The organism is Azospirillum oryzae, assembly GCF_900177515.1.
GTDB lineage: Bacteria > Pseudomonadota > Alphaproteobacteria > Azospirillales > Azospirillaceae > Azospirillum > Azospirillum oryzae_A.
In genome coordinates this window covers 2488153-2510941 of record NZ_FXAK01000007.1, presented here as the reverse complement: position 1 = coordinate 2510941, position 22789 = coordinate 2488153, and the positions used below count along the sequence as shown (strand labels likewise).

The 22789-nt window shown below is 68.0% G+C and carries 23 protein-coding genes; 22 read left to right on the top strand and 1 reads right to left on the bottom strand.

What is annotated here, in order from left to right:
- The first annotated feature begins 41 nt into the window (after nucleotides 1–41).
- Both B9N97_RS24340 and B9N97_RS24335 read left to right on the top strand, forming a co-directional pair.
- On the top strand, nucleotides 42–596 hold the full coding sequence (locus tag B9N97_RS24340; protein WP_167393349.1) for a transcription termination/antitermination NusG family protein: 555 nt from the start codon (nucleotides 42–44) through the stop codon (nucleotides 594–596).
- 143 nt (nucleotides 597–739) lie between these two features.
- Nucleotides 740–1048 carry a hypothetical protein gene (locus tag B9N97_RS24335; RefSeq protein WP_085090252.1) on the top strand — a complete coding sequence of 103 codons (309 nt, stop codon included), beginning with the start codon at nucleotides 740–742 and terminating at the stop codon, nucleotides 1046–1048.
- A 68-nt stretch (nucleotides 1049–1116) separates the two neighbouring features.
- On the opposite strand, the gene B9N97_RS35185 is transcribed toward B9N97_RS24335, so the two are convergent.
- Nucleotides 1117–1344 carry a hypothetical protein gene (locus B9N97_RS35185; protein WP_143266834.1) on the bottom strand — a complete coding sequence of 76 codons (228 nt, stop codon included), beginning with the start codon at nucleotides 1342–1344 and terminating at the stop codon, nucleotides 1117–1119.
- A gap of 170 nt (nucleotides 1345–1514) precedes the next feature.
- Between B9N97_RS35185 and B9N97_RS24330 the strand changes: the two genes are divergently transcribed.
- From B9N97_RS24330 to B9N97_RS24235, 20 genes are all read left to right on the top strand, one after another.
- Nucleotides 1515–1904, top strand: coding sequence for an HNH endonuclease (locus B9N97_RS24330; protein ID WP_085090251.1), 390 nt, complete (start codon nucleotides 1515–1517; stop codon nucleotides 1902–1904).
- Nucleotides 1905–2050: 146 nt separating this feature from the next.
- Entirely contained in the window at nucleotides 2051–2650 is a 600-nt protein-coding gene (locus B9N97_RS24325; protein ID WP_085090250.1) for a terminase small subunit, read from the top strand.
- Complete coding sequence (locus B9N97_RS24320) at nucleotides 2650–4344, top strand: terminase large subunit (protein ID WP_085090249.1); 1695 nt, start codon at nucleotides 2650–2652, stop codon at nucleotides 4342–4344. Before B9N97_RS24325 ends, B9N97_RS24320 begins: the two co-directional genes overlap by 1 nt.
- Nucleotides 4345–4351: 7 nt before the next feature.
- Nucleotides 4352–5581: a phage portal protein gene (locus B9N97_RS24315; protein WP_085090248.1), complete on the top strand. Its 1230-nt coding sequence runs from the start codon at nucleotides 4352–4354 to the stop codon at nucleotides 5579–5581.
- Complete coding sequence (locus B9N97_RS24310; RefSeq protein ID WP_085090247.1) at nucleotides 5568–6404, top strand: head maturation protease, ClpP-related; 837 nt, start codon at nucleotides 5568–5570, stop codon at nucleotides 6402–6404. Before B9N97_RS24315 ends, B9N97_RS24310 begins: the two co-directional genes overlap by 14 nt.
- Nucleotides 6405–6414: 10 nt before the next feature.
- On the top strand, nucleotides 6415–7680 hold the full coding sequence (locus B9N97_RS24305; RefSeq protein ID WP_085090246.1) for a phage major capsid protein: 1266 nt from the start codon (nucleotides 6415–6417) through the stop codon (nucleotides 7678–7680).
- 25 nt (nucleotides 7681–7705) lie between these two features.
- Nucleotides 7706–8131 carry a hypothetical protein gene (locus B9N97_RS24300; protein WP_085090245.1) on the top strand — a complete coding sequence of 142 codons (426 nt, stop codon included), beginning with the start codon at nucleotides 7706–7708 and terminating at the stop codon, nucleotides 8129–8131.
- 46 nt (nucleotides 8132–8177) lie between these two features.
- Nucleotides 8178–8486, top strand: a complete 309-nt coding sequence (locus B9N97_RS24295) for a head-tail connector protein (protein ID WP_085090244.1) — start codon at nucleotides 8178–8180, stop codon at nucleotides 8484–8486.
- Nucleotides 8483–8995, top strand: coding sequence for a hypothetical protein (locus tag B9N97_RS24290; protein ID WP_085090243.1), 513 nt, complete (start codon nucleotides 8483–8485; stop codon nucleotides 8993–8995). The genes B9N97_RS24295 and B9N97_RS24290 overlap by 4 nt, the downstream gene beginning before the upstream one ends.
- A complete protein-coding gene (locus B9N97_RS24285) occupies nucleotides 8992–9318 on the top strand; it encodes a phage head closure protein (RefSeq protein ID WP_167393348.1) in 327 nt (108 codons plus the stop codon). Before B9N97_RS24290 ends, B9N97_RS24285 begins: the two co-directional genes overlap by 4 nt.
- Before the next feature lie 13 nt (nucleotides 9319–9331).
- Nucleotides 9332–9799, top strand: a complete 468-nt coding sequence (locus B9N97_RS24280; RefSeq protein ID WP_085090241.1) for a hypothetical protein — start codon at nucleotides 9332–9334, stop codon at nucleotides 9797–9799.
- Complete coding sequence (locus B9N97_RS24275) at nucleotides 9796–10185, top strand: DUF3168 domain-containing protein (protein ID WP_085090240.1); 390 nt, start codon at nucleotides 9796–9798, stop codon at nucleotides 10183–10185. The genes B9N97_RS24280 and B9N97_RS24275 overlap by 4 nt, the downstream gene beginning before the upstream one ends.
- Nucleotides 10186–10228: 43 nt before the next feature.
- Nucleotides 10229–10708, top strand: a complete 480-nt coding sequence (locus B9N97_RS24270) for a hypothetical protein (protein ID WP_085090239.1) — start codon at nucleotides 10229–10231, stop codon at nucleotides 10706–10708.
- A gap of 104 nt (nucleotides 10709–10812) precedes the next feature.
- Nucleotides 10813–11214, top strand: a complete 402-nt coding sequence (locus B9N97_RS24265) for a hypothetical protein (protein WP_085090238.1) — start codon at nucleotides 10813–10815, stop codon at nucleotides 11212–11214.
- Nucleotides 11215–11237: 23 nt separating this feature from the next.
- Nucleotides 11238–11471 carry a hypothetical protein gene (locus tag B9N97_RS24260; protein ID WP_085090237.1) on the top strand — a complete coding sequence of 78 codons (234 nt, stop codon included), beginning with the start codon at nucleotides 11238–11240 and terminating at the stop codon, nucleotides 11469–11471.
- 32 nt (nucleotides 11472–11503) lie between these two features.
- A complete protein-coding gene (locus tag B9N97_RS24255) occupies nucleotides 11504–17761 on the top strand; it encodes a phage tail length tape measure family protein (RefSeq protein WP_085090236.1) in 6258 nt (2085 codons plus the stop codon).
- Nucleotide 17762: 1 nt separating this feature from the next.
- Nucleotides 17763–19328: a hypothetical protein gene (locus tag B9N97_RS24250; RefSeq protein WP_085090235.1), complete on the top strand. Its 1566-nt coding sequence runs from the start codon at nucleotides 17763–17765 to the stop codon at nucleotides 19326–19328.
- A gap of 2 nt (nucleotides 19329–19330) precedes the next feature.
- The gene (locus tag B9N97_RS24245) at nucleotides 19331–20233 is read left to right on the top strand and encodes a hypothetical protein (protein WP_085090234.1); all 903 of its coding nucleotides are present in this window, start codon (nucleotides 19331–19333) and stop codon (nucleotides 20231–20233) included.
- Complete coding sequence (locus B9N97_RS24240; protein ID WP_085090233.1) at nucleotides 20230–22248, top strand: hypothetical protein; 2019 nt, start codon at nucleotides 20230–20232, stop codon at nucleotides 22246–22248. The genes B9N97_RS24245 and B9N97_RS24240 overlap by 4 nt, the downstream gene beginning before the upstream one ends.
- Nucleotides 22249–22257: 9 nt before the next feature.
- Nucleotides 22258–22743 (top strand): DUF4376 domain-containing protein, encoded by a 486-nt coding sequence (locus B9N97_RS24235; protein WP_085090232.1) that lies wholly within the window; start codon nucleotides 22258–22260, stop codon nucleotides 22741–22743.
- The last annotated feature ends 46 nt before the right edge of the window (nucleotides 22744–22789 follow it).

Here is a 22789-nt window from a genome sequence, read left to right as displayed (position 1 = left end):
CGCGATATAATTCGGGCATGCACCGCCAGGAACCCAACGCCATGCAGCACTCTGTCGAGACGCCGGCCCTTGAAGGCAAGCGCTGGCATGTCGCTGTCGTGAAGCCACAGTTGCAGTATCGGGAGATCGCCCAAAAGGCGCTCAAGGCGCGCGGCTATGGCGTGTTCCTCCCGATGTGCCGGGAGATGGTCGTCAAGGACGGAAAATCTGTGGCCGTCGAGCATACGATGTTCGGGCGTTACCTGTTCGTCGGTGTCGAGCCCGGCCAGGACAGTTGGGACATCCGCTGGACGCCCGGCATTCAGCACATGACCCTTGATGCGCGTCGTCGGCCCGTCACCGTCGGCGTCACGGTCCTACAGGCTATCCTGTCGAGGATGATCCAGGATGGCGGGATTGTGGATCTCTGTCCCAAGCCCGCGGCCATCGGTTCCGGCTTCATCCCTGGCCAACGGGTTCGGATCTCCGATGGAGCGCTCTCCGGGTGGGAAGGGCTTTTCCAGGGCGATCAGGGAGAACGTTGCCGGGTTCTGCTGAACGTTGCCGGTCCGGAATCGGCACTGGTGGTTCCGGCCAAAGACTTGGTTGCGGCGTGACTGTTGACTGCTCCAAACGATAGAGCTACAAGGGTCGCAAGTGGACCCGATTTCCGGGTCCACTGCGGACGCCGTGCAGCGATCCGCCTTCCGCCCGCCCGGTCCCTACCGCGGCGGGTTTCGTCGTTTCGGGGATCACCATCATGGAAAACCTGCCGATCCCCGATGTCGGGGAGACCATCGTCCGCCTTGCAGGCTTGTCACCGGCTGCCCAGGTCGCCGCTGTCGTCGGAATCGCCTGCATCGCCATCGCCTGGATTTGGACGCGCCGGCCGCAGCCTGTGTCCAACGTCGATGCCGCTACCGTGGTCGAAGCCCTGCGCCTTACCGCGCAGGCGCAAGCAGAGATGACCGCCAGCATGGCGACCATCGCGCATAGCATCGAGACTGTCGGCGATGAAGTGCGCCAGCTCACTGGGCTGGTGCTGACCCACCTGAAGCAGACGGCCTGATCATGGAGTTGCTGAACATCCCGTCGGGTGTGCTGGAACGGATGATTGAGGTGGTTGAGAGAGCTGCGTCAGTTACCAGAGCGTCTGAATCGGCGCGCCGTCAGGAGTTCGTAGTGCATCCGGATTTGGGGTTGCCAGGAGCGACGTCCGGTTTGGTCTTCGATGATTGCGCTGGATTGAGCTGAAGCCGGCAGGTGCTGCATGACAAAGCATGCTGCGCTGTCGTAGTCCGGCATTGCGATGCGTCCGAGCATATAGGGGTCTTCGGGCTGCCGAAAAATAACCATGATGTCCATAGTAGCCTCCCCAGCGCACGGCATGCGTGTCAGTGCAACTGTAGGAAATCTATAGGCGTAGTCCGAAAGTATGGTTGACCGACATCAAATGTGTCGGGCGTGAAATAGTACCAGCCTCAGCTCTACCCTGCGTTTGGGCGCGGCAAGCGTCTGGTGAGAAGTCATTGACGATGGCGCGTCTCCGCACCCTCCGCTCGCCCCTGTCCATCTTGGACACCCGCACCGGCAAGGCCCTGGCGCCGGTGGCGTCGGAACAGGACCGCAAGCGTCGGCTGGATAAGACCCGCGGTTCTGCCCGTCAGCGTGGCTATGACCGCGACTGGGAGAAGCTGCGGGATGTGGTGGTGATCGAACGGGGCTGCCGCTGTGAGGCCTGCGGCATCATCGTGGTGCTGCGCAAGCGGGAGGCGACGGTCACCACTCCGGTTGCAGAGGTGGACCACATCGAGAGCATCACCGACAGGCCCGACCTGCGGCTGGAGCGGTCGAACCTGCGGGTGCTGTGCAAGCCCTGCCACTCGGGGCGGACTGCACGGGATCAGGGGTTCGCCCGCGGCTGACCCGATCTGTAACACGACGCAAGAATGTGTCGCTTTGTTACGGGGTAGGGGGCGGTCGAAAGTCTGGGAGGCGGCCGACCGGGGGACCGCGCCTCCCCCCACGCGCAGAATTTTTCCCGGCCAACGAGGGCTGGAGGGATTTGCTAATGTCGCTGACCCCGAAGCAGCTTCGCTTTGTCGAAGCCTATCTTCTTGACCCGAATGGGAAAAAGGCCGCTATCGCTGCCGGCTACAGCGAGAAAAACGCCGCCGTCGAGGCCAGCCGTTTGCTAACCCATGCTAAGGTGGTCGCGGAACTGGAACGGCGTCGCATCCTGCTGCAAACGCGCACCGGCATCACCCCGGAGCGGGTGCTGTCCGAACTGGCCAAGCTGGGCTTCGCCGACATCCGCGATGTGGTCCAGTGGCGCGCGAACGTCCAGCAGGTCGCGGAGGATCCCGAAACCGGCGAGCCGCTGCTGGAGATCGGCAACGAGGTGGTGATCACCGACAGTTCGAAGCTGTCGGCCGACGCTGCCGCCGCGATCCTGGAGGTTTCCCAGACCAAGGACGGCGCGCTGAAGGTGCGGATGCACGACAAGCTCGGCGCGCTGGTGAAGATCGGTCAGCACCTCGGCATGTTCCGGCCGGTCGGGGCACCGGAGGAGAAGGGCAAGAAAGAGAAGGCCGCCGAGGACGCCCGTGCCGTCGCTTCGTCGGATGCCTGGGGCGATGACCTCGCTTTCAACGGCGCGCGGCCGAACTGATGACAGCCTGGAACACCGCCTGTCTCGACTGGGAGGACCGCATCCTCTCCGGCCGCTCGCTGGTGCCTGACCTGCCGTTGAACCAGGAGGAGGCAGCAAAGGCGATCCGCATCTTCAACCGGCTGCGCCTGCCCGACGTGATCGGCACGCCGCTGTTGGCTGACGCGACTGGCGACTGGTTCCGCGACATCGTCGCCGCCCTGTTCGGCTCCTATGACCCGGTGACGCACCGGCGGGCCATTCAGGAAGTGTTCCTCCTGGTGCCCAAGAAGAACGGGAAGTCAACCAACGCCGCCGCGGTGATGGTGACGGCGGCGATCATCAACCGCCGGCCCGAGGCCGAGTTGCTGCTGGTCGCACCGACGAAGGAAATTGCTGACATCTCGTTCCGGCAGGCCGCCGGCATGATCCGTGCCGACGAGGCGCTGAAGAAGCTGTTCCACCCCCAGCGCCACATCCGGACCATCACCCACCGGATCAGCGGCGCGGCGATCAAGATCGTGGCTGCCGACACCGACGCGGTGACCGGCGCCAAGGCCACCTTCATCCTGATCGACGAGACCCACGTTTTCGCCAGCAAGTCGCGCGCCGCCGACGTCTTCGTCGAGCTGCGCGGCGCCCTGGCGGCCCGGCCGGACGGGTTCCTCTTCCAGATCTCGACGCAGAGCAAGACGACACCAGCCGGCGTGTTCAAGTCGGAGTTGGGAACGGCCCGGCGGGTGCGCGATGGGGAGCAGTCTCTGCCCCTGCTGCCGGTCATCTACGAGTTGCCCGCGCGCGTCGCCGAAGGCAAGGGCTGGACCCGGTCGGAGAACATGGGCTTGGTCAACCCGAACCTGGGCCGGTCGGTGAACACCGACTTCCTCGTGCGCGAGTTGGGCAAGGCCGAACGGGAAGGGCCGGACGCCCTGGCGCTGTTCGCCTCCCAGCACCTCAACGTCGAGATCGGGCTGAACCTGCGCTCCGACCGTTGGGCCGGGGCGGACCATTGGGAGGCCCGCGGCGACAAGTCGCTGACGCTCGAGGCGATCCTGGAGCGGTCGGACGTGGTGGTGGCGGGCATCGACGGTGGCGGTCTGGACGATCTTCTCGGGCTGGCCATCCTTGGCCGCGACAAGCTCACGCGGGAATGGCTGCTGTGGGCCCACGCCTGGGCACACCGCGGCGTGCTGACCCGGCGGAAGGAGGAGGCGCCGCGTCTTCTCGACTTCGAGAAGGGTGGCGACCTGACCATCGTTGACAATCTGCCCGACGACGTGACGCAGCTGGTGGACATCATCGCCAAGGTTGACGCGTCCGGCCTTCTAGCGACGGTTGGTCTCGATCCGATGGGTGTCGGCGCCATCGTTGACGCGTTGGCGGAGCGGAAGATCGGCGGCGAGGAGGATTCTTCCGGCAAGGATCGCGTCATCGGCGTGTCACAGGGCTGGAAGCTGACCGGAGCCATCAAGACGGCCGAGCGCAAGCTGGTCGATGGGACCCTGGCCCACGCCGGCCAGCCGCTCATGGCATGGTGCGTCGGCAATGCGAAGGTGGAGCCCCGCGGCAACGCCGTCGTCATTACCAAGCAGGCGGCAGGCGCCGGCAAGATCGATGCGTTGATGGCCGCCTTCGACGCGGTCGCGCTCATGTCCACAAACCCGGAAGCGCAGGGGCCGTCGGTCTACACGACGCGCGGCCTGCTGATCATGTGAGGCGCCGATGGGCCTGTTCGATTTCTTCCGCGGCGGCCGGGCGCAGGGCGGCCAGCGGCCCCAGGCGAGCGGCGGGCAGCTTTTCACCGGCCTGGACGACCCGTCCCTGCTGGAGTTCCTGCGCACGGGAGCCTTGGCCGGCACCACCGTGTCGGTCGACGAAGCGCTGCGCAACTCGGCCGTCTTCCGTTGCGTCGATCTGGTGTCGAGCAGCATCGGCATGCTGCCGGTCTTCCTCATGCGCCGGGAAGCCGGCTCCGTCGTGAAGAACGAGGCCCACCCGCTGTTCGACCTGCTCGCCTACCAGCCGAACAGCTGGCAGACGGCGTTCGAGTTCAAGCAGCTCATGCAGACCTGGGTGCTGGTCCACGGCAACGCCTACGCCATCATCGTGCGCACCGGCGCCAAGATCACCCAGTTCATCCCGGTCGACCCCTGCCGCGTCATGGTGCGGCAGATGCCGGACCTGACCGTGCGCTACGAGATCACCCGCGCCGACGGCTCGCTCGGCTATTACGCTGCCCGCGACGTTCTGCACCTGCGCGGCCTGTCGCTGAACGGCCTGACCGGTCTGTCCCGCGTCCAGAAGGCAGCCGAGACGATCTCGCTCGCCCTCCAGTCCGGCCGCGCCGCGGAGCGCATCTTCCGCAACGGCATGATGGTCGGCGGCAACCTGAAGCACCCCGGCAAGCTCGGGCCCGAGGGCAAGCAGTTCCTGCGCGACTCGTTGAACGAGATCCACGCCGGTCCGGAGAATGCCGGAAAGTGGATCATCACCGAGGAGGGGATGGAGGCGAAGCCCTTCGCCAGCACGGCCAAGGACGGCCAGCTGATCGAGACCCGCGCCTCGCTGGTCGAGGAGATCGCCCGCGTCTTTGGCGTGCCGCGCCCGCTGATGGGGGTGGATGACACCTCCTGGGGCTCGGGCATCGAACAGTTGAGCATCCTCTTCGTCCGTTACGGCCTGGCGCCCTGGTTCCAGGCCTGGGAGCAGGCGATCACCCGGTCCTGCATCCCTCTGGCGGATCGCGGGACCCTCTTCCCCGACTTCGACGAGACCGAGCTGCTGCGCGGCACCCTGAAGGATCAGGCCGAGTTCTTCGCCAAGGCGCTCGGTGCCGGCGGTCAGCGGCCATGGATGGAAGTCAACGAGGTCCGCGAGTCGGTCGGCCTGGGAGCGCACCCCGACGGCGGCGGCCTCATCAGCGCAGGAGAAACCCGCAATGTCGCTCCGTAACCTGCCGGCCGCCCAGGCGCTCGAACGCCCCGAGGGCCTGCATTGGGACCCGCCGTCCGACGCGCTGGAGCGCTGGGCCGCCACCGCCACCATGGCGGAGGCGCCCGGCACCATCGGCATCATGGACGTCATCGGCACGGACAGCTGGACTGGCGAGGGGGTGACGGCCAAGCGCATCTCCGGCGCGCTGCGCTCCATCGGCTCCAAGCCGGTGACGGTCAGCATCAACAGCCCCGGCGGCGACATGTTCGAAGGGCTGGCGATCTACAACCTCCTGCGTGAACACCCGGCCGAGGTGACGGTCAAGGTGATGGGGCTGGCCGCGTCGGCGGCGTCCATCGTCGCCATGGCCGGCGACCGGATCGAGGTGGGGCTCGGCTCCTTCCTGATGATCCACAACGCCTGGGGCGCGGTGGTCGGCAACCGCCACGACTGGCGGGCCGCCGCCGACATCTTCGAGCAGTACGACGCGGCCATGGCCGACATCTATGCCGCCCGCACCGGCCAGCCGGTGAAGGAGGTGGCGAAGATGATGGACGCCGAGACCTTCATGCGGGCGTCGGAGGCCGTCGACAAGGGCTTCGCCGACGCCACCTTCAACGATCCCACCCCCTCTTCCGACGGCGCTTCCGCGCGGGCCGATCTGTCCGCCCGGCGCCGTCTCGACGCCCTTCTCGCCAAGGACGGCATGCCGCGATCCGAGCGGCGGCGCCTGATGCGAGAGGCCCTCGGCACGTCCGGCGCTGCCGAGCCCCCCGCCACGCTCCGCGCTGGCTTCGATCCCGCCGCAGCCCTGCGGCTTCTCGAAACCATTCGTTCCTGAAAGGACGACCATGAAGATGCAGACCGCCCGCAAGTTCCGCGGGATCGCATCGGTGCGCGCGGACGCGGCCGATGCCAACACCATCCTGGCCAACCTCCAGAGGGCCTTTTCCGAGTTCAAGACGGAGAACGACGCCCGCCTGAAGGAGGTGAGCAAGGGCTTCGACGATGTGGTGAAGGCCGAGAAGGTCGAGCGCATCAACTCCGCCGTCACCGAGCTGCAGTCGGCGCTGGACCAGACCAACGCCCAGCTTGCCGCCCTGAAGCTGAACGGCACCGGCGGCAACGACAACGACCCGGCCCGCGCCGAGCATGCCCAGGCCTTCAACCAGTTCTTCCGCAAGGGGGCCGAGGCCAACCTGCGCGACCTGGAGGTGAAGGCGAAGCTGACCACCCAGTCCGACCCGGACGGCGGCTATGTCGTGCCGACGCAGATGGAGAGCGCCATCGACCGGGTGCTCGGCACCATGTCGACGATGCGCTCCCTCGCCACCGTCCGCCCCATCGGCGCCGCCACCTACAAGAAGCTGGTGAATGTCGGCGGCGCCACCAGCGGATGGGTGGGCGAGAACAGCGGCCGGCCCGAGACCGCCACGCCCCGTTTGATCGGGCTGGAGTTCGGCATGAAGGAGCTGTATGCCCAGCCGGGCGCCACCCAGACCATGCTCGACGACGCCGGCATGAACATCGAGCAGTGGCTGGCCGATGAGGTGTCGATCGAGTTCGCCGAGCAGGAGGGCGCCGCCCACATCAGCGGCAATGGCGTCGACGAGCCGCGCGGGCTGCTGTCCTACGACATGGTGGCGAACGCCGGCTATGCCTGGGGCAAGCTCGGCTTCGTCGTGTCGGGCAAGGCGGACGGCTTCGCCGCCACCAACCCGTCGGATGCCTTCCTGGACCTGATCTACGCGCTGAAGCGCGGCTATCGCCAGAACGCCTCCTGGCTGATGAACGACGCTACGATCGGCAAGATCCGCAAGTTCAAGGACGGCCAGGGCAACTACCTGTGGCAGCCGTCGGTGCTGGCCGGTGAACCGGCGTCCTTCATGGGCTACCCGGTGGCGGACGACGACAACATGCCGGACGTTGCCGCCAACACCGTCCCCATCGCCTTCGGCGACTTCAAGCGGGCTTACCTGATCCTGGACCGGATCGGCGTGCGGGTGCTGCGCGACCCCTTCACCAGCAAGCCGAACATCCTGTTCTACACCACCAAGCGCACCGGCGGCGGCGTGCAGAATTTCGAAGCCGTGAAGCTGATGAAGGTCTCCACCTGATCCCCGGCCGAAGGAGGGCCATTCCATGCGCGACCTGATGAACAGCATCGCCCCGAAGCGGGCGATCTCCCCGGCGGTTGCCGTCGCCGACAACACCCCAATCGTCTCCCAGATCATCGACGTGCTGGGCTTTGGCAGCCTGACGTTCCTGATCCTGACTGGCGCCCTGGCCGATGCCGACGCCACCTTCACCGTGCTGGTGGAGCACGGCGACGCCGCCAACCTGTCCGACGCCGCCGCGGTGTCGGATGCCGACCTGCTGGGCACCGAGGCGCTGGCGAGCTTCACCTTCGCCGACGACGACAAGGTGTTCAAGATCGGCTACGTCGGCATCAAGCGCTATGTGCGGCTGACGGTGACGCCGGCCGGCAACAGCGGCAACGCCTTCGTCTCGGCGGTGGCGCTGCTGGGCCACCCGGCGATGTTCCCGACCGCCAACCCGCCCGTCTGACCTGGATGAGGGGGCGACGCCGCCCCCTCGCTTCGGAGCATCCCGCATGTCCATCGTCACACTGGACGAGGCGAAGGCCCATCTGCGCGTTGACGGTGCGGATGAGGACGCCGACATCGCGCTGAAGCTGGCGGCGGCCGAGGATGCCGCCGTGCAGCATCTTAACCGGTCGGTGCCCTGGACGGATGCCGACGGCATCGAGGTGCCGGTCCCGCCTTCGGTGAAGGTCGCCGTTCTGGTGATCCTGGGCGACCTCTACGCCGTCCGCGAGGGCGCGATCATCGGTGCCACCCATGCCGTGAACCCGACGGTGGAGCGGCTGCTCGCCCCCTACCGCAGGATCACCTTCGCATGAAGCCGCTGCTGATCCTGGGCTATGCCGCCTGTCTGTTCGACGATCTGGCGGCGATGGGACCGATCGACGCCGACCTGATGGCCGTCAACCGTGCCGGCCTAGTGGTCGGTGCGCTGGACCATTGGGTGTCGCTTCACCCGGACCAGCTGGCCGGCTTCGTCGCCGCTCGTGCTGCTGGCGGCCTCGTCGGCGGCTTCACCACCTGGGCGCCCGATGCGGGCCCCGGCATCGACCGGGTGACGACCGACGTCGAGCGGTTCGGCACCTCCAGCCTCTATGCCATCCGGATCGCCCTGCACAAGCTGGGCTACCGGCGGGTGATCCTGGCCGGCGTGCCGCTGGACGATGCCCAGCCCTATGCCGACGGATCGCCGATCCCCCGGCGCTTGGGTGGGCACCGCGTCGCTTGGCACCATGCCGTGCCGGAAATGGACGGCCGGGTGCGGTCGCTGTCGGGCTGGACCCGCTCGCTGTTGTGCGCTCCATCGCCCGCATGGTGGGCGGCATGATCGGGGCCGGCGAGCTGGACCAGCGGGTGCGGATCGAAAAGCCGGCCAACATCCCGGACGGCCGCGGCGGCACGGTCAAGGGCTGGGCTGAACTGGCGACCGTCTGGGCCAAGGTCCGGCCGCTCTCCGGCCGGGAGCGGGCCGCCGCCGGCCAGATCGAGGCGGCGGCGACTTATCGCGTGGTCATCCGCCGCCGTACCGACGTCACGGCCGACTGTCGGATCCTCTGGCAGGGCATGGCCATGAACATCCGCTTCGTGCCGGCCAGCGGATCGCGCGCGATGTGGACCGTCATCGACTGCGACGCCGGCGTTCCCGTCTGACCGGAGACCATCCATGGCCCGTCAACGCAGCCGCGTCAAAGGCGCGGCGAAGCTTCAGCGCGTCCTGCGCCAGCTGCCGGACGAGGTGACTGGCGAGGTGAAGGAGGCGGTCGCCGAGAGCGCCTTCGCCCTCTTCGCCGACGCCTATCGGGCGATGCCCAAGCCCGGCACCGGGCACCCCTACGCCGACGGCACGCTGATGCGGAAGTTCCAGGTGAAGTTCACCAAGGGCGGCTTGGCCGCGCGCATCGGCTCCTGGGGCAAGGGCCGCGCCGCCCACATCCACCTTGTCGAGTTCGGCGCCGCACCGCACGACATCCCGATGCCCGACGGTGGTGTGATCCATCACCCCGGCGCCCCGGCGCAGCCCTTCCTGTTCCCGGCCTATGAGGCCAACCGCAACGGGGCGATCAAGCGGGTGCGCGTGGCGGTCAATCGCGCGCTGGGGCGGGTGGTCGCCGCTGGGAAGGGATTGGAATGAGCACAGCCGCCGACACTCTGCAGGCGGCCCTCTACGCCCGCCTGACCGCCGCCCTGGCGCCGGTGCCGGTCTTCGATGGCGCGCCGGCCGGCCAGTCCTACCCATACGCCACCATCGGCGACGTCAGTGCCTCGGCCGGCCCGCTGGTCGATGTCGAGACCGAAGAGCATCTGGTCACCGTCCATGTCTGGTCCGACCAAGGCGGCTATACCGAGACCAACACGCTGCTGGCCAGCATCAAGACGGCCCTGCACGACCGCCCGCTGACGGTCGCCGGCTTCGAGCCGGTGCGCCCGGTCTACCGGAGCTCCACCGCCTTCACCCAACCCGACGGCGTCATCCGCCACGGGGTCATCCAGTTCCGGGCGCTGATCGTTCGCCCGTGATCCCGGCGGCGCCCGCCGTCATCCACCAACAATGAGGACTATCATGAGCGTCCAATCCACGATTGGCACGAAGCTGTTCGTCGGCACCAAGGCGGCCAGCCTGACCACCGACACCTATCTGCGCGTCGGCAAGGTGGAGAACTTCGGCGAGTTCGGCGACGAGGCCGAGGTCATCAAGTTCAACGCCACCGACGAGGGCAAGGTCTACAAGGCCAAGGGCATCGTCGATCCCGGCGCGATGCAGCTGTCCATCGCCGACATCGAGGACGATCCCGCCCGCGAGCGCCTGGAAGCGGCGATGATCGACCCCAACGCCTACAACTTCTATCTGGAAAAGAACGACGTCGACCGCGATCCCGATACCGGCCTGCCGCTGGCCGGGCATCACGGCACCCGCTTCTATTTCCGCGCCCTGGTGACCTCCACCCGTCGCGTCCCCGGCGGCGGCAGCGACACCTGGAAGCGCACGCTGAAGCTGGAACTGGTCGAGAGCTACACCCCGGTGCCGAAGGGCAGCAGCTAAGCCCTTCGCCCGCGTGTGAGGGGCCGGTGGCGTGTCAGGGCGCCGCCGGCTTTTTTCTGCCCGCCCTGACGCCCCGTTTCCCCTGACATTCGAGGACTCCCGTCATGAGCTCCGCTCCGAAGTACGCCCGCGGCGTCGTCACCGTCACCGTCAACGGCGCCGACGTCGCCCTGATCTGCAGCCCGCGCGCCGCCGGCATCATCTCCAAGGTCACCAGCGGCCTGCAGAACGCACTGAACAGCCTGATCGCCGTCGACTACGAGACCGTGCTCGGCATCTACTGCGCCGGCAGTGGCAAGGCCCCGGCGGACGCCGAACAGGAGCTGTTCGACCACGGCATCACCCCGATGGCGCGCGTGCTCTACCAGTATGTGCTGATGCTGCTGAACGGTGGCCGCACCGCCGAAGAGCGCGCGGCCGACGAAGCGGCGGCGGCCAAGCGGGGAAACGGGGACGCGGCGGCACCGGTGCCAATGGCCGACGCCGGCGAGCCCGCCGCTTCCTGACCTTCGAGGACTACCTCGATGACTTGGTCGAGCGCGTGCTGGGCGCCAAGGACTGGCCCCCGGATGTCGTGCTCGACACGCCGATTCCGCTGCTCGAGATCGCGCTCAAGGGAACGACGGCCTTCATCATCGCAACCTCTCCCTTCGGCAAGCCGGCCGAAGAGGATGAGGACGAGGGCCCGGCCGATCCGGCTGAAGCCGTCGAAGATTTCGTCTCGTTCCTGTCGCAGCGCTCCAAGGGAAGGCCGCCTCCGTAACGGGCGGCCTTTCGCATTTCCAGGGGCACCCCATGGCTGAAGATCTGGCCGGTCTTTCGATCCCCATCGAGGCGTCCACCGCCCTGCTGCGCGAGCAGATGGAGGCGGCGGCGCAGGTTGTCGGCGGCACCACCGACCGCATCGACCGGTCGTTGTCGAAGGTCGACAAGGCCTTCGACCGCCTGGATCAGGCATCGCGGGCGGTCAAGCGCGCTGTCGGCACCGTCCAGAAGGATCTGGAGACCGCTGCGGCCGGTGTCGGCACGGTGGCGGAGCGGATCAACCGCTCGCTGGGCATCGTCGGCCAGGGCACCAACACCCGTTCGCGCGCGGCCGACATCGAGGCGTGGGGCCGGGAACTCGACCGGCTGGAAGCCAAGTTCGACCCGGTCACCACCGCCACCAAGCGGTACGAGGCCGAGCTTGCCGATCTGGAGGATGCCCATCGCGCCGGCATCGTCACCGGTGCCGCCTACGAGCAGCAGCTGCAGCGGATCGCCGACAGCTACGATCCGGTGACGGTTGCCGCCCGCAAGCTGAAGGAGGCGGCGGAGAAGGAGGCCGTCGCTTTCCAGGCGCTGGAAGATCGGCTGGACAGCCATGGTGCTGCCGCGCGTCGGGCGGCGGACGATCAGGCCAAGCTGGACAAGGCCCTGGCCGAGGGCCGGATCTCGAACGACCGCTACACCACCCTGACGCGCGCCCTGCGCGACACCGGGACGGCGGGAGAGACGGCGGCCAAGGGCACCAAGCTCGCCTCGCACGAGCTGACCAACCTGACCTATCAGCTGCAGGACGCCGCGGTCACTCTTGCCGGTGGCATGAACCCGCTGATGGTGCTGATGCAGCAGGGGCCGCAGGCAACGTCTGCCGTCGGTGGCGTCGGCCGCGCCATGTCGCTGCTGGCGTCTCCGGCCGGGCTGGCCACGCTGGGCATCGGCGCCGTCGCCGGCGCTTTCGCGCTGGTGGTCGCAGCCGGAGAGTCCTATCAGCGCAAGCTGGCGGAGGTCTCCACCGCCAACCGGATGATGGGCGGGCAGGTGGGAGCGACGGCCGACCAGCTCGAGCAGCTGGCAATCCGCGCCGCCGATGCCGCCTCGATCTCCGTCTCCGCCGCCCGCGATCAGGAAGCCGCCTACATCCGCGCCGGCAAGATCGGCACGGAGTCGATGGAAAAGCTGATCACGCTGTCGCGCGATTATGCCGCCGGCACCAAGCAGAGCGCGGAAGAGGCGGCGGCCGACCTTGCTGGCATGTTCAAGGACCCGGTGACGGCGGCGGAGAAGCTGCAGGCGTCCTACGGTATCCTGACCGCCAAGGAAATGGAGCATGTCCGCCAGTTGAAGGCGACCGGCCGGGAGGAAGAAGCCCGAGTTCTGGTCGCCGACAAGCTGGCGGTGCGGGTGCGCGGGCTGGCCGACACCACCACCACCTTCGCCCAGGCCTGGGAGCGGGTAGGGCGTGCGGTGTCGAACGCCTTCAACGCCGTTGGCGAGGCCGTGGCGCCGGAGACCAACGCCCAGGCGATCCGCCGTCTCGAGGCGGAGCGGCAACGGCTGATCGACGCCCGCAAGCTGGACCGCGCCCGCGTCGATGCCGAGACCGGCGGCGCCGCGTCGGCCGATGCTGTGCCCGTCGACAGCCGCTTCAGCGCGCCCGGTACCGGGGCCGCCGGCAACCAGCGCATGATCGAGATCGAGGCGGAACTCGTCCGCCGCCGCGCGACAGAAGCCCGCACCCGCGAACAGGCGGCGATCCGCAAAAACAACCAAGACCGTGACCGTTTCGGGGTGGAGGCGGCGGAGATCACCCGCGCCGCCCGGCCGCTTGGCGACCAGATCGATCAGGTGACGGAGAAGGTCACCAAGCTCCGCCGCGCCTTCGGGCCCGACATGGCCGGGGCGTCAGACGAGACTAAGCGGGCGCTGAGCGGCTTCGAGAACCAGCTTGCCGACCTGCAGGAAGCCAGCAAGCGGGGCGTCGACCTCGAGGCCTACAAGCGCCAGAAGCTGGCCGACGTCGACAAGCAGGCCGCCGGCATGGTCGGGCCGAGCCGGGAACGGTATCTGGCCGAGCAGCGTACCGCTATCGACCTGATCGGCACCGCCACCTCTGCGACAGAGCGTAAGGCCCAGGTCGACCAAGCCGGCGCCGCCGCCATCAACAGCCAGACCCAGGCCGTCGCCCAGCAGAACGCCCAGACCGCGACGGCGATCAAGGGGCAGGTCGCGGCAGCCGATGCCTATCAGCAGTCGCTGGCGGCTGGGATTGAGGCGGACGCCCGCCGGCAGGCGCAGAGCGAGGCGGTGACGTCGGCGATCGACGTGGAGGCGCGCACCCGACAGATCGTCGCGGAGAAGGCAGCCGATCAGGCGGTGTCGCTGGCCCAGACCACCCGGCAGCTTGATCTGGAAACCGAAGCCCAGCGTCAGGTGGTCAACGCCACCGATGACGGCATCGCCGCCCGGATAGAGGCCGAACGCAAGGCGCAGGTGGCCAAGACGACGTCGGAGGCTCTGGCGGCGGCGCAGGCGGCGGAGGCCACCGGCAACAGCGAACTGGCCAAGAAGCTGCGCGAGTTGGCGGCCGGCTATGACAATGCGTCCAAGGCGGCGTCGGAACTGTCCAAGCTGGACGCGCTGAAGCAGTACAATCAGCAGCAGCGCGACGGGTTGGAGCTGGCGCGCAAGGAAGCGTCTCTGGTCGGCAAGTCGGCCGACGACCGCTCCCGGGCGCGCGCCGCCTATCAGGCCGAACTGCAAATCCGTCAGAACGGGATCGACGTCACCAAGCAGCTATCGGCCGAGCAGCTGCAGGAGGTGGAGCGCACCCGCCAACTGGCGGCCGAGACGGTGGAGTGGCAGATCGCCACCCAGCACGCCGAATCTGCGTGGCAGGGCGTGGGGGACGCCATCGATGACGCGGTGGTGCGGCCGCTCGAGAGCGCCATCGACGCCATCGTCAAGGGTCAGGGCGAGACGGTCAAATGGGGCAACCTGTGGCGGGCCGCCCTGACCTCGCTGGCGGTCGATTTCGGCAAAATGGCGCTGCTGAACCCAGCAAAGAACATGCTGGGGCTGGGCTCCAACTCTCCATCGCTTTGGGACCTGCAGATCTCCGGCGTCAGCGGGCAGGCGGGGCAGGCCAGCGGAGCGGCCGGCACGCTGAACAATGCCTCCACCCTGATCAGCGCCGGACGGGCCGGATGGTCGCTGCTCAACGGCGGCGCCGGGCTGGCGGCGACCCAATACGCCGGCTCCTTCGCCACCAGCAGCCTGGGCGAAGCACTTGGGCTGTCGACGTCGGCGGCCGGGGTGATCCCGGAGGCCGCCGCCACCGACATGATGCTGACCAGCACCGGCAACGCCGTGGTTGGCGCCGCTGGCACCATCGGCGCGGCGATGCCTTATGGCGTCATCGGTGGAATCGGCGGCAGCTACATCGCCAACAATTACCTGGGAGGGTCGAAGGTCGGTGGCGCCCTCACCGGCGCAGCGCTGGGCGCCGGTTCGGCCGGACTGGGCGCATCCATCTGGGGCCTGGGAGCCGTTGGCGGGCCGTGGGGCATCGCCGCCGCCGCTGTCATTTCCGCCATCATGGCGGCGATCGGCACGCAGAAGCCGAGCGTCGGCCCGAACATGTCAGGCAACGTCACCCTTAACGGCAAGGGCGGCTTCCGGAGCGACACGGCCCTGGCGGACAACGGGGCCGACGCCGGTCAGATGCAGTCGGTCACCAACGCCGTCGCTGGCGCCATGAATACGCTGGTGACCGCGATCGGCGGCAAGGTCACCGGCGGCGATGGTCTGAACACCGGCCTGCTGCAGTATTTCGCCAAGGACGACAAGTGGTATGTGACCCCGCAGGTGGGGGACAAGGCCGGACAGAAGGCCGAGTTTGCCTCGCAGGACGAGGCGCTCGCCTACTACATGCGCGAGAGCCTGAAGGGGCTGATCGGCACCGGCCAGCTGACCGGCGCCAATGACGATGTGAAGAAGGCGCTGGAGACGTCCAAGGCGACCAAGGCCGAGGACCTCGCCACCGATCTGAGCTTCGCCGCCGGCTTCCGCCAACAGTTCGACGCCATGAACGCGGCGCTCGATCCGGTCAACAACCAGATCAAGACGTTCACCGAAGCGGCCAAGGCGATCGGTGAACAGGTCAAAACCAACATCACCGACTGGCGCGACAAGGCCAGCGAGCTGGGGCTGGCCACCGAAGGCGATCTGACCGCCGCCGCCCGCAAGGGCATCACCGCCATGATGGGGCTGGGCCCGGCGGTGGAGCCGCTGCGCGGCGTCGCCGCCGTGACCAAGCAGGCGGAGATCGAGTTCGAGCAGTTCCGGCCGGCGCTGCTGTCGTTGGGCTACACCGCGGCGGAGGTGGCCGACCTCGCCACCCAATACACCGCCAAACTGGTGAAGGCGCGGGCCGACGCGGTGGCGCTGACCCAGCGGCAGGGTGCCGCGTCCATCGAAGCGCTGGTCGACCCACTGGCGAAGACCAGCGCACTGGATCGCCTGACCGGTCTGGGGCTGGATCGCAACAACAGCGTCATCACCGGCTTGGCGCAGGCGATCGACGCGGTGGAGGCATCGGCGCGCCGGGGCACGCTGACCATCGGCGAAGAGCGCCATGCGCGCGAGCTGCTCGACCAGCAGCTGGACGCCGGCTATCTGACCGCCGACCAGTACACCACGGCCATCGGCTACCTGACGCAGGCTTGGGCGGACAGCGCGCAGGTGGCGCAGGCGCTCGCCTCCTACCAGTCCGATCTGGCGAGCCGGATGCAGACGGTGCTGGGCAACAGCCGTGGCGCCGGGCTGCTGACCCTGGACGCCCAGCAGGCTCGGCAGCTGGCCGATGCCCGTGCCGCCGGGTATGACGTCGGCCAGCTGATCCAGGTACAGGCGGCGGAGCGCGCCACCAGGGCCTATGAGCTGGCCAACGCCGATCTTCTGGCCGCCTATGATCAGCAGATCAGCGCCCAGCAGGATCTGATCACCGGGCTGCAGGAGGGTGCCGTCGCTGCCGCCAAGGTGGCGGACCAGTTCATCAAGGCGCGCAACAGCCTCGCCATCTCCGACGATGCGCCGATCAGTCCCGGTGAGAAGCTGGCGGAAGCGGCCCGGCAGTGGAACGAGGCCCTGGCCACCGTGCGATCGGACACTGCGTCCGAGAGCGCGAAAACCGATGCCCGGGCAGTGCTGACCCAACTGGGTCCCACCCTGGTCAGCATAGAGAAGGCCAACTCCGCCGGCACCGCGCGCACTTGGTACGACGCGGTGATGCAGGTGTTCGGCGAACTGGGCGACAAGACGGCCTTGGGCGTCGACACGGCGGATCAGCAGCTCGAGGCGGCGCAGGACACGCTGAAGGAGCTGCAGCAGGGGCGCAAGGACGCCGCCAACGCCGCCCAGAAGCAGTATGGCGCGATTACCGACCTCAAGAGCGTGGCCGAGCAGAGCAAGGCCGAGATGCTGGCGGCCCTGGCGCCGCTGCAGCGGCTCAGCGGCTCGGCCGTCACCGCCCCGCACTATTCGGCGCCGGCGCAGGTGCAAGCGGCCTGGGACGGTCTGTCCGGGGCGCAGCAGCTGGGCATCGCCCGCGCCATGGGCTGGGGCGGGCAGCTGGACGAGGCCTTCAATGTCTGGCTGGCGATGGACAGCGGCAGGGCAACGGCCTTCGGCGCCAACGTCACCAGCATCGCCGGCGGCGCGCGATATGCCGCTCCGGAAGATGTCGGCCGGGCCTGGGAGGCGCTGACCCAGGCGCAGCAGCTCGCCGCCGTCCGCGCCGCCGGCTACGACGGCGGAATCGACGGCGGGCTGAACGCCTGGGTGCAACTCGGGCATCACGCCGCCTTCGAGGCGGCGGTGCGGGCACAGGCGCACAGCGCGCAGGTGCCCGGCTTCGCCACTGGCGGCATGCATGTCGGCGGGCTGCGGATCGTCGGCGAGCGCGGCCCTGAGCTCGAAGCGACCGGACCCGCCCGCATCTGGACCGCCGATCAGATCGCCACCGCGGTGTCGGCCGCGCGTGGCGAGCTCGGTCCCACCGTCGTCGGCTTCCTGCCGGCGGCGTTGGGCGGCGGCGGTGGCATCGCCACGCTGGTGAAGGCGGTGGAGGCGGTGGGCGGTCGGATCGACCGCCTGTCCGGCCAGATCGAAACCTTCGCCCGGGCCGGCGCCCAGCAGGCGGCCGACATTGGCACCGACATGGTCCGCGCCCTCGATCGCATCCAAGACGAGCTGCAGGACCTTCCCGTCCGGATCGCAGGAGCAAGCTGAGATGAAACTCCGCCTCTACGAGCTGTCGACCCACCATTGGGCCGACGGGCACACGCACGTCTGGTACCTGTGCGCCGGATCCAAGGGCTACCAGTCCTGGGCCAGCGACACGCCGGCATCGGTGACGTGGCTGCCGCTGGTCGGGCAGTGGGCATCGGTGCTGGTGCAGGCGGCCGGCGGCGAGGCCGGCAGCGCTCCCAAGCGGGACGACCTGTCGCTGATCAACGTGCGATCGGCCGACACCCTGCCGCGCTACGCCAATGTCTGGGACGCCACTGCCGGTCTGTGGCTGCGGGTGCCGCTGGGCGTGCGACCGCTCAACCCGCTGCTGACCAACTATGCTATCCGGACTATCACCGAAAAGGAGGTGGACGAGGCCGCTCCTTACGCGAGCGCCGTGACGGTGTGGACCGCGCGGGCCGGGCTGCCGGCGCCAGATGGGCGCACCGGTATCAAGGTCCCGCTCTACGACCGGCAGGCCGACTTCGACGATCCGGTTCAGGTCGACCGCTACCAGGGCACCGGCGGGCTCGAAGGGCCGGCGGAGCTGAAGGACGTGCTGAAGGAGGCGCCGATCGGTCACTGTCCGCTGGCGGCGCCGACCTATCTCGGCATCATCGACGGCCTGCATGTCTGGTCCGCCGGTGGCGGCCGGGCGATCCAGGCGGTGCCGCGCGCTTGGTCGCTGGCCGTGCCGGTCGTCCCGACCACCGGCACTCCGTCGGCTGGCCAGTTCCGCGTCGATCTGACCACCGGCCTGATCCGCACTGCGGTGAAATACGACGACTTCCGGGTGGAGGTTCAGGGCCGGCTCTTCGGAGGGGTGTGGAAGCACCTGATCGGCGAGACGGTGGCGGCGCTCGCGCTCGAGGCCGGGCTGGTCAGCACGGTGGACACCGCCGGCATGGACAGCACGCCGCGCACCGTCGGCGTCTATCTTCCGGCCGGCGACGGCCGCAGCCACAGGGACGTCTACGACAAGCTGGTGGGATCGGTGGCGCGGGGCCGCTGGTACATCGGCCTGTCCGACCAGTTGGTGGTGACCCGGCTGCCGCGCGGTGCCGGCGCCGCCTCGTCCCGCTCCTACAGCACATCCGACGGCTCCACCCCCGGGGCTAAGCCGCTGACCCGCTCCAACACGCCGCCGGCCAAGCAGGTGGTGTTGCGCTATGCCGAGAACCCCAACCCGGTGTCGCAGACCGCCTACGACGCCACCGACGCCGCGGATGTCGCGGTGTGGACCAAGCAGTGGCGGGAGGTTGCAGGTGAGACCGACGCGGCCATCGTCGCGGCTTACGGCAAGGGCGCCAAGGTGGCGACGGTGGAGACCGCCCTGACGGTGGCGGCCGAAGCGGCGGCCGAACTGCCGGCCTGGGAGGCGGAGAAGCAGGACCCTCCGCAGCCCTACGAGGTGAAGGTCCGCGACGGCGCGCCCGGGCTGTGGATCGGCGACGGCTTCACCGTCACCGACGACATCGCCGGGTTCGAGGCCGGCGCCACGCTGGTCTGCTACGGCCGGACCAACCGCGACCGGGGCGGCGGCGCCACCCTTTATGGGGAGCGCTGATCATGGCGGGCTTCTTCGCCGACACCAACGAGGTGTCCAACGAGCTGGTGAACCCATGCGAGGTGACCAGCACCACCGCGTTCGCCACCACTGCGCCGCTCACCTCGATCCTGACCACGCCGCTCGAGGATCGGGCGGTAACCGACCGACTTGGCACCGCCGACGAGCCGTTGGTGATCGAGATGGAATGGACCTACCCGGTGGACGTCGCCTATGCCGGCCTGTTCCACGCCAACCTCTGGCAGGAATCCTTCTTCCGCATGGAAGCCTTCTGGGATGCCGGCCGGACGCAGAAGGTGGCCGACACACGGCTGCCCAACGGCCGCGACCGGAGGGTGATTCCGGGGCTCTATGATCCCAAGACGCTGCAGCCCGGCTACAGCAGCTGGCTGCGCGGCGGCCTGCCAAACGAGGACTTCCGCCGCTACACCACCAACATCCATGCCAACGTCGGCCTGTGCCGCGCCCGGGTGATCCGGTGGAGCCTGTGGGGCGGCGCCTACAAGCCCGACGGCACCGACGACACTGTCTACCGGCTGGGTCTGGGCTGGGCCGGCAATGGTCTGTCCATCACCCGCCACGCCCCGGGATCGAGCGACGGGGTGAAGCCCAACACCGAGCTGATCGAGCAGCCGGGCGGCTATGTCTGGGCCGAACCCGGCCTGCGCAAGCGCACCGCGGTGATCGATCTGGCGGCGATCCAGCCGACGCTGCGCGACAAGCTGTTCGCCGCCGCCCATCGCGCTGGCAACGAAAAGCCCATCGTCTGGCTGCCGAAGCTTGCCAGCCCGGAAGCCTGCTTCTGGTACGGCGGCCTGTTCCGCCTGATCGGCGATTACCAGCACAAGTACCTGCCGCCGATCTGGGCATCCACAACCCTTAACCTGCTGGAGTGGCGGGAATGAGCCTGCTTTCCGATGCGCTGGACCGGCTGAAGAAATACAATCTCGGCCCGTTCAGCCTCTCGTCCAACCCCTTCGGCCTGACCGGCGCCGGCGGGCCTGACACCAACCTTGAGCCAATGCTGGGCGATGTCGCCACGGTGGGGCAGGCATCGGCGGACAATGCGATCGCTGCGGAAGGAAGCGCTGCTGCCGCTGCTGACAGCGAGGATGCCGCCGCCGGCAGCGCACAAAGCGCCCAGCAGGACGCCCAGGCAACCGCTGCCGATCGGCAGGCTACTGGGCTGGATCGGCAGGCGACCGCCGCCGACCGGCAGGCTGTGGCGCAGGATAGGACGGCGGTGGAGGGTAGTGCGTCGGCTGCCTCCACCAGCGCCACCCTGTCCGGCCAGTATGCCGCAGCGGCCGGCGGCGCCGTCCCATCGGTGCGCCTCGCCTGGGACACCGGCACCGCCGACGCCGATCCGGGCAATGGCAAGGTGCGGCTGAACAGCGCCACGGTCACCGCGGCAACGGCGCTCTATGTGGACAACCTGGACGCTGCCGGCGCCAGCATCACCACCGTGCTGGACCGCTGGACTGCCAGCACCAATACGACCAAGGGCACGCTGCGGATCGCCCACCGCACCGACGCCACCAAATGGCTGGAGTTCCAGGTCACCGGCACCGTGGTCGATGGTACCGGCTATCGCAAGATCACGGTGACCGGTGGCACCGGGCCGGGGGGCTTCGGCGCCGACGATCCGGTCGCGGTGGGGTTCGTCCGAGCCGGTGATGTCGGGGCACAGGGACCGGCCGGGCCCGCTGGGGCTACCGGTCCAACTGGCGCGACTGGCGACACCGGAGCTGTCGGTCCCGTCGGCCCGATTACGACCTACTGGTGCGGCACTGCTGGCGGTACGGCCAACGCGCTGACCGCGATCACCAGCTCCGGTCTGTCCAGCCTGACGCGCGGGCAAGTCGTCGGCCTGAAGATCGGCGCCGCGGCTAACTCCGGCGCGGCCACGCTGAATGTGGATGGCATCGGGGGCAAGGCCATCCAAAAGAATGGGGCCGCGCTGGTCGGCGGCGAGTTGGTCGCGGGCTCGACGCTGTTCCTCCAGTACGACGGCGCCGCGTTCCAACTGGTCGGCGGCTCTGGCAGTGGGCCCGTCAACTTTCCATCGACTGGCCAGAAAACAGGCGCCTACACCGTTACGATTGCCGACGCGGGCAAGCTGATCCCGTGCTCCGGCACATGGACGCTCTCACTGCCGTCCGTCGTGGCTGCCGGCAATGGCGCGGTCATTCCTGTCGCCAATAACGGGACCGGTACGATCACCATCGACCCGGCCGGGACCGAAACCGCCAATGGATCTGGGGCGGTCGCAATCGCGCCGGGAGGCAATGTCATCCTCGTCTCCGATGGTGTGTCCAACTGGACCGTGTTCGGCGCGATATCGTCGATCACGACCCTCGATCCGTCTGCAAAAGGGGCGAGTGTCGTGCTATCGAACGGCAACCTTTCGGCAAAGAACCCGGCCGGTTCCTGGTCCGTCGTGCGGTCGACCGCCTCCGTTCCATCGGGCAAGTTCTATGTGGAAAATCGGCTGGAGGTTACAGACGCAGGCCCGGGATGGGCTATGTTCGGCCTTGCCGCATCAACCGTGTCCATGATCGATGGCAATAACTTGGGCAGCGGCGTCGCCAACTCCTGGTCCCTGTCCGACGCTGGAACTCTGTACAGCAATACCGCGTCAACGTCCGGCTGGTCGCCGGCATGGAGTGCCGCAGGTAAGGTCGTCGGTCTTCACATCGACACTACCAACGTCGCGAGTATCAAGGGATGGTTCTCCGTCGATGGTGTCATGACTGGGGGTGGAGACCCGGCAACAGGAACCAATCCAGCGTTCATAATAACCGGCAGTCCAACCCTGTACCTTGCCATGGCTCTCATCAGCAACATGCAGATGACCTTGAAAGTCGCCAGGAACACTTGGCAATACACGCCGGCTTCCGGTTACAGTTCGTTTCCGTAAAGGTGACGCATGGAAATATTTCAGATCGACCCGCCCTATGACAGTCGCACGCATCGTCGCGCATCCACCCATCAGCCTGACGCTCCGGACCCGGAGAACAACCGGATCATCCGGGTCTGGAATGTGGAGCCGATCCCACTGGGCGAGGTACGGGCAGCTCGCAAGGAAGCCTTGGCTGACATTCGATGGGAACACGAGTGCGGTGGCATCACGATGCCAGACGGCTCTGTCATCGCTACCGACGATAGGTCAAAGACCTTGCTCAATGGGAAGTACCGGACGGCCGAGAAGTATCCGGATCGCTTTCACCGGTGGAAGGGGACAGACGGAACAGAGATCGCTTTGACCAGTGCGCAGGTGATCGCAATCGGTGATGCCGTTTCTGACCACGTCCAGGCTTGCTTCGACCGCGAGTTGGATCTTATCGCTGCCATTGATGCGGCGGACACCGCCGAAGCGGTGCTGGCTGTGGACATCGCCGCCGACTGGCCCTGATCGCGCGACAACATTCCAACTGCCGTGGCGGTCGCGAGTAGGGGGG

Bases quoted from the DNA above. Each gene is read 5' to 3' on its own strand.
- B9N97_RS24340 (WP_167393349.1), top strand. From the start codon at position 42: ATGCAGCACTCTGTCGAGACGCCGGCCCTTGAAGGCAAGCGCTGGCAT.
- B9N97_RS24335 (WP_085090252.1), top strand. From the start codon at position 740: ATGGAAAACCTGCCGATCCCCGATGTCGGGGAGACCATCGTCCGCCTT.
- B9N97_RS35185 (WP_143266834.1), bottom strand. From the start codon at position 1,344: ATGGACATCATGGTTATTTTTCGGCAGCCCGAAGACCCCTATATGCTC.
- B9N97_RS24330 (WP_085090251.1), top strand. From the start codon at position 1,515: ATGGCGCGTCTCCGCACCCTCCGCTCGCCCCTGTCCATCTTGGACACC.
- B9N97_RS24325 (WP_085090250.1), top strand. From the start codon at position 2,051: ATGTCGCTGACCCCGAAGCAGCTTCGCTTTGTCGAAGCCTATCTTCTT.
- B9N97_RS24320 (WP_085090249.1), top strand. From the start codon at position 2,650: ATGACAGCCTGGAACACCGCCTGTCTCGACTGGGAGGACCGCATCCTC.
- B9N97_RS24315 (WP_085090248.1), top strand. From the start codon at position 4,352: ATGGGCCTGTTCGATTTCTTCCGCGGCGGCCGGGCGCAGGGCGGCCAG.
- B9N97_RS24310 (WP_085090247.1), top strand. From the start codon at position 5,568: ATGTCGCTCCGTAACCTGCCGGCCGCCCAGGCGCTCGAACGCCCCGAG.
- B9N97_RS24305 (WP_085090246.1), top strand. From the start codon at position 6,415: ATGAAGATGCAGACCGCCCGCAAGTTCCGCGGGATCGCATCGGTGCGC.
- B9N97_RS24300 (WP_085090245.1), top strand. From the start codon at position 7,706: ATGCGCGACCTGATGAACAGCATCGCCCCGAAGCGGGCGATCTCCCCG.
- B9N97_RS24295 (WP_085090244.1), top strand. From the start codon at position 8,178: ATGTCCATCGTCACACTGGACGAGGCGAAGGCCCATCTGCGCGTTGAC.
- B9N97_RS24290 (WP_085090243.1), top strand. From the start codon at position 8,483: ATGAAGCCGCTGCTGATCCTGGGCTATGCCGCCTGTCTGTTCGACGAT.
- B9N97_RS24285 (WP_167393348.1), top strand. From the start codon at position 8,992: ATGATCGGGGCCGGCGAGCTGGACCAGCGGGTGCGGATCGAAAAGCCG.
- B9N97_RS24280 (WP_085090241.1), top strand. From the start codon at position 9,332: ATGGCCCGTCAACGCAGCCGCGTCAAAGGCGCGGCGAAGCTTCAGCGC.
- B9N97_RS24275 (WP_085090240.1), top strand. From the start codon at position 9,796: ATGAGCACAGCCGCCGACACTCTGCAGGCGGCCCTCTACGCCCGCCTG.
- B9N97_RS24270 (WP_085090239.1), top strand. From the start codon at position 10,229: ATGAGCGTCCAATCCACGATTGGCACGAAGCTGTTCGTCGGCACCAAG.
- B9N97_RS24265 (WP_085090238.1), top strand. From the start codon at position 10,813: ATGAGCTCCGCTCCGAAGTACGCCCGCGGCGTCGTCACCGTCACCGTC.
- B9N97_RS24255 (WP_085090236.1), top strand. From the start codon at position 11,504: ATGGCTGAAGATCTGGCCGGTCTTTCGATCCCCATCGAGGCGTCCACC.
- B9N97_RS24250 (WP_085090235.1), top strand. From the start codon at position 17,763: ATGAAACTCCGCCTCTACGAGCTGTCGACCCACCATTGGGCCGACGGG.
- B9N97_RS24245 (WP_085090234.1), top strand. From the start codon at position 19,331: ATGGCGGGCTTCTTCGCCGACACCAACGAGGTGTCCAACGAGCTGGTG.
- B9N97_RS24240 (WP_085090233.1), top strand. From the start codon at position 20,230: ATGAGCCTGCTTTCCGATGCGCTGGACCGGCTGAAGAAATACAATCTC.
- B9N97_RS24235 (WP_085090232.1), top strand. From the start codon at position 22,258: ATGGAAATATTTCAGATCGACCCGCCCTATGACAGTCGCACGCATCGT.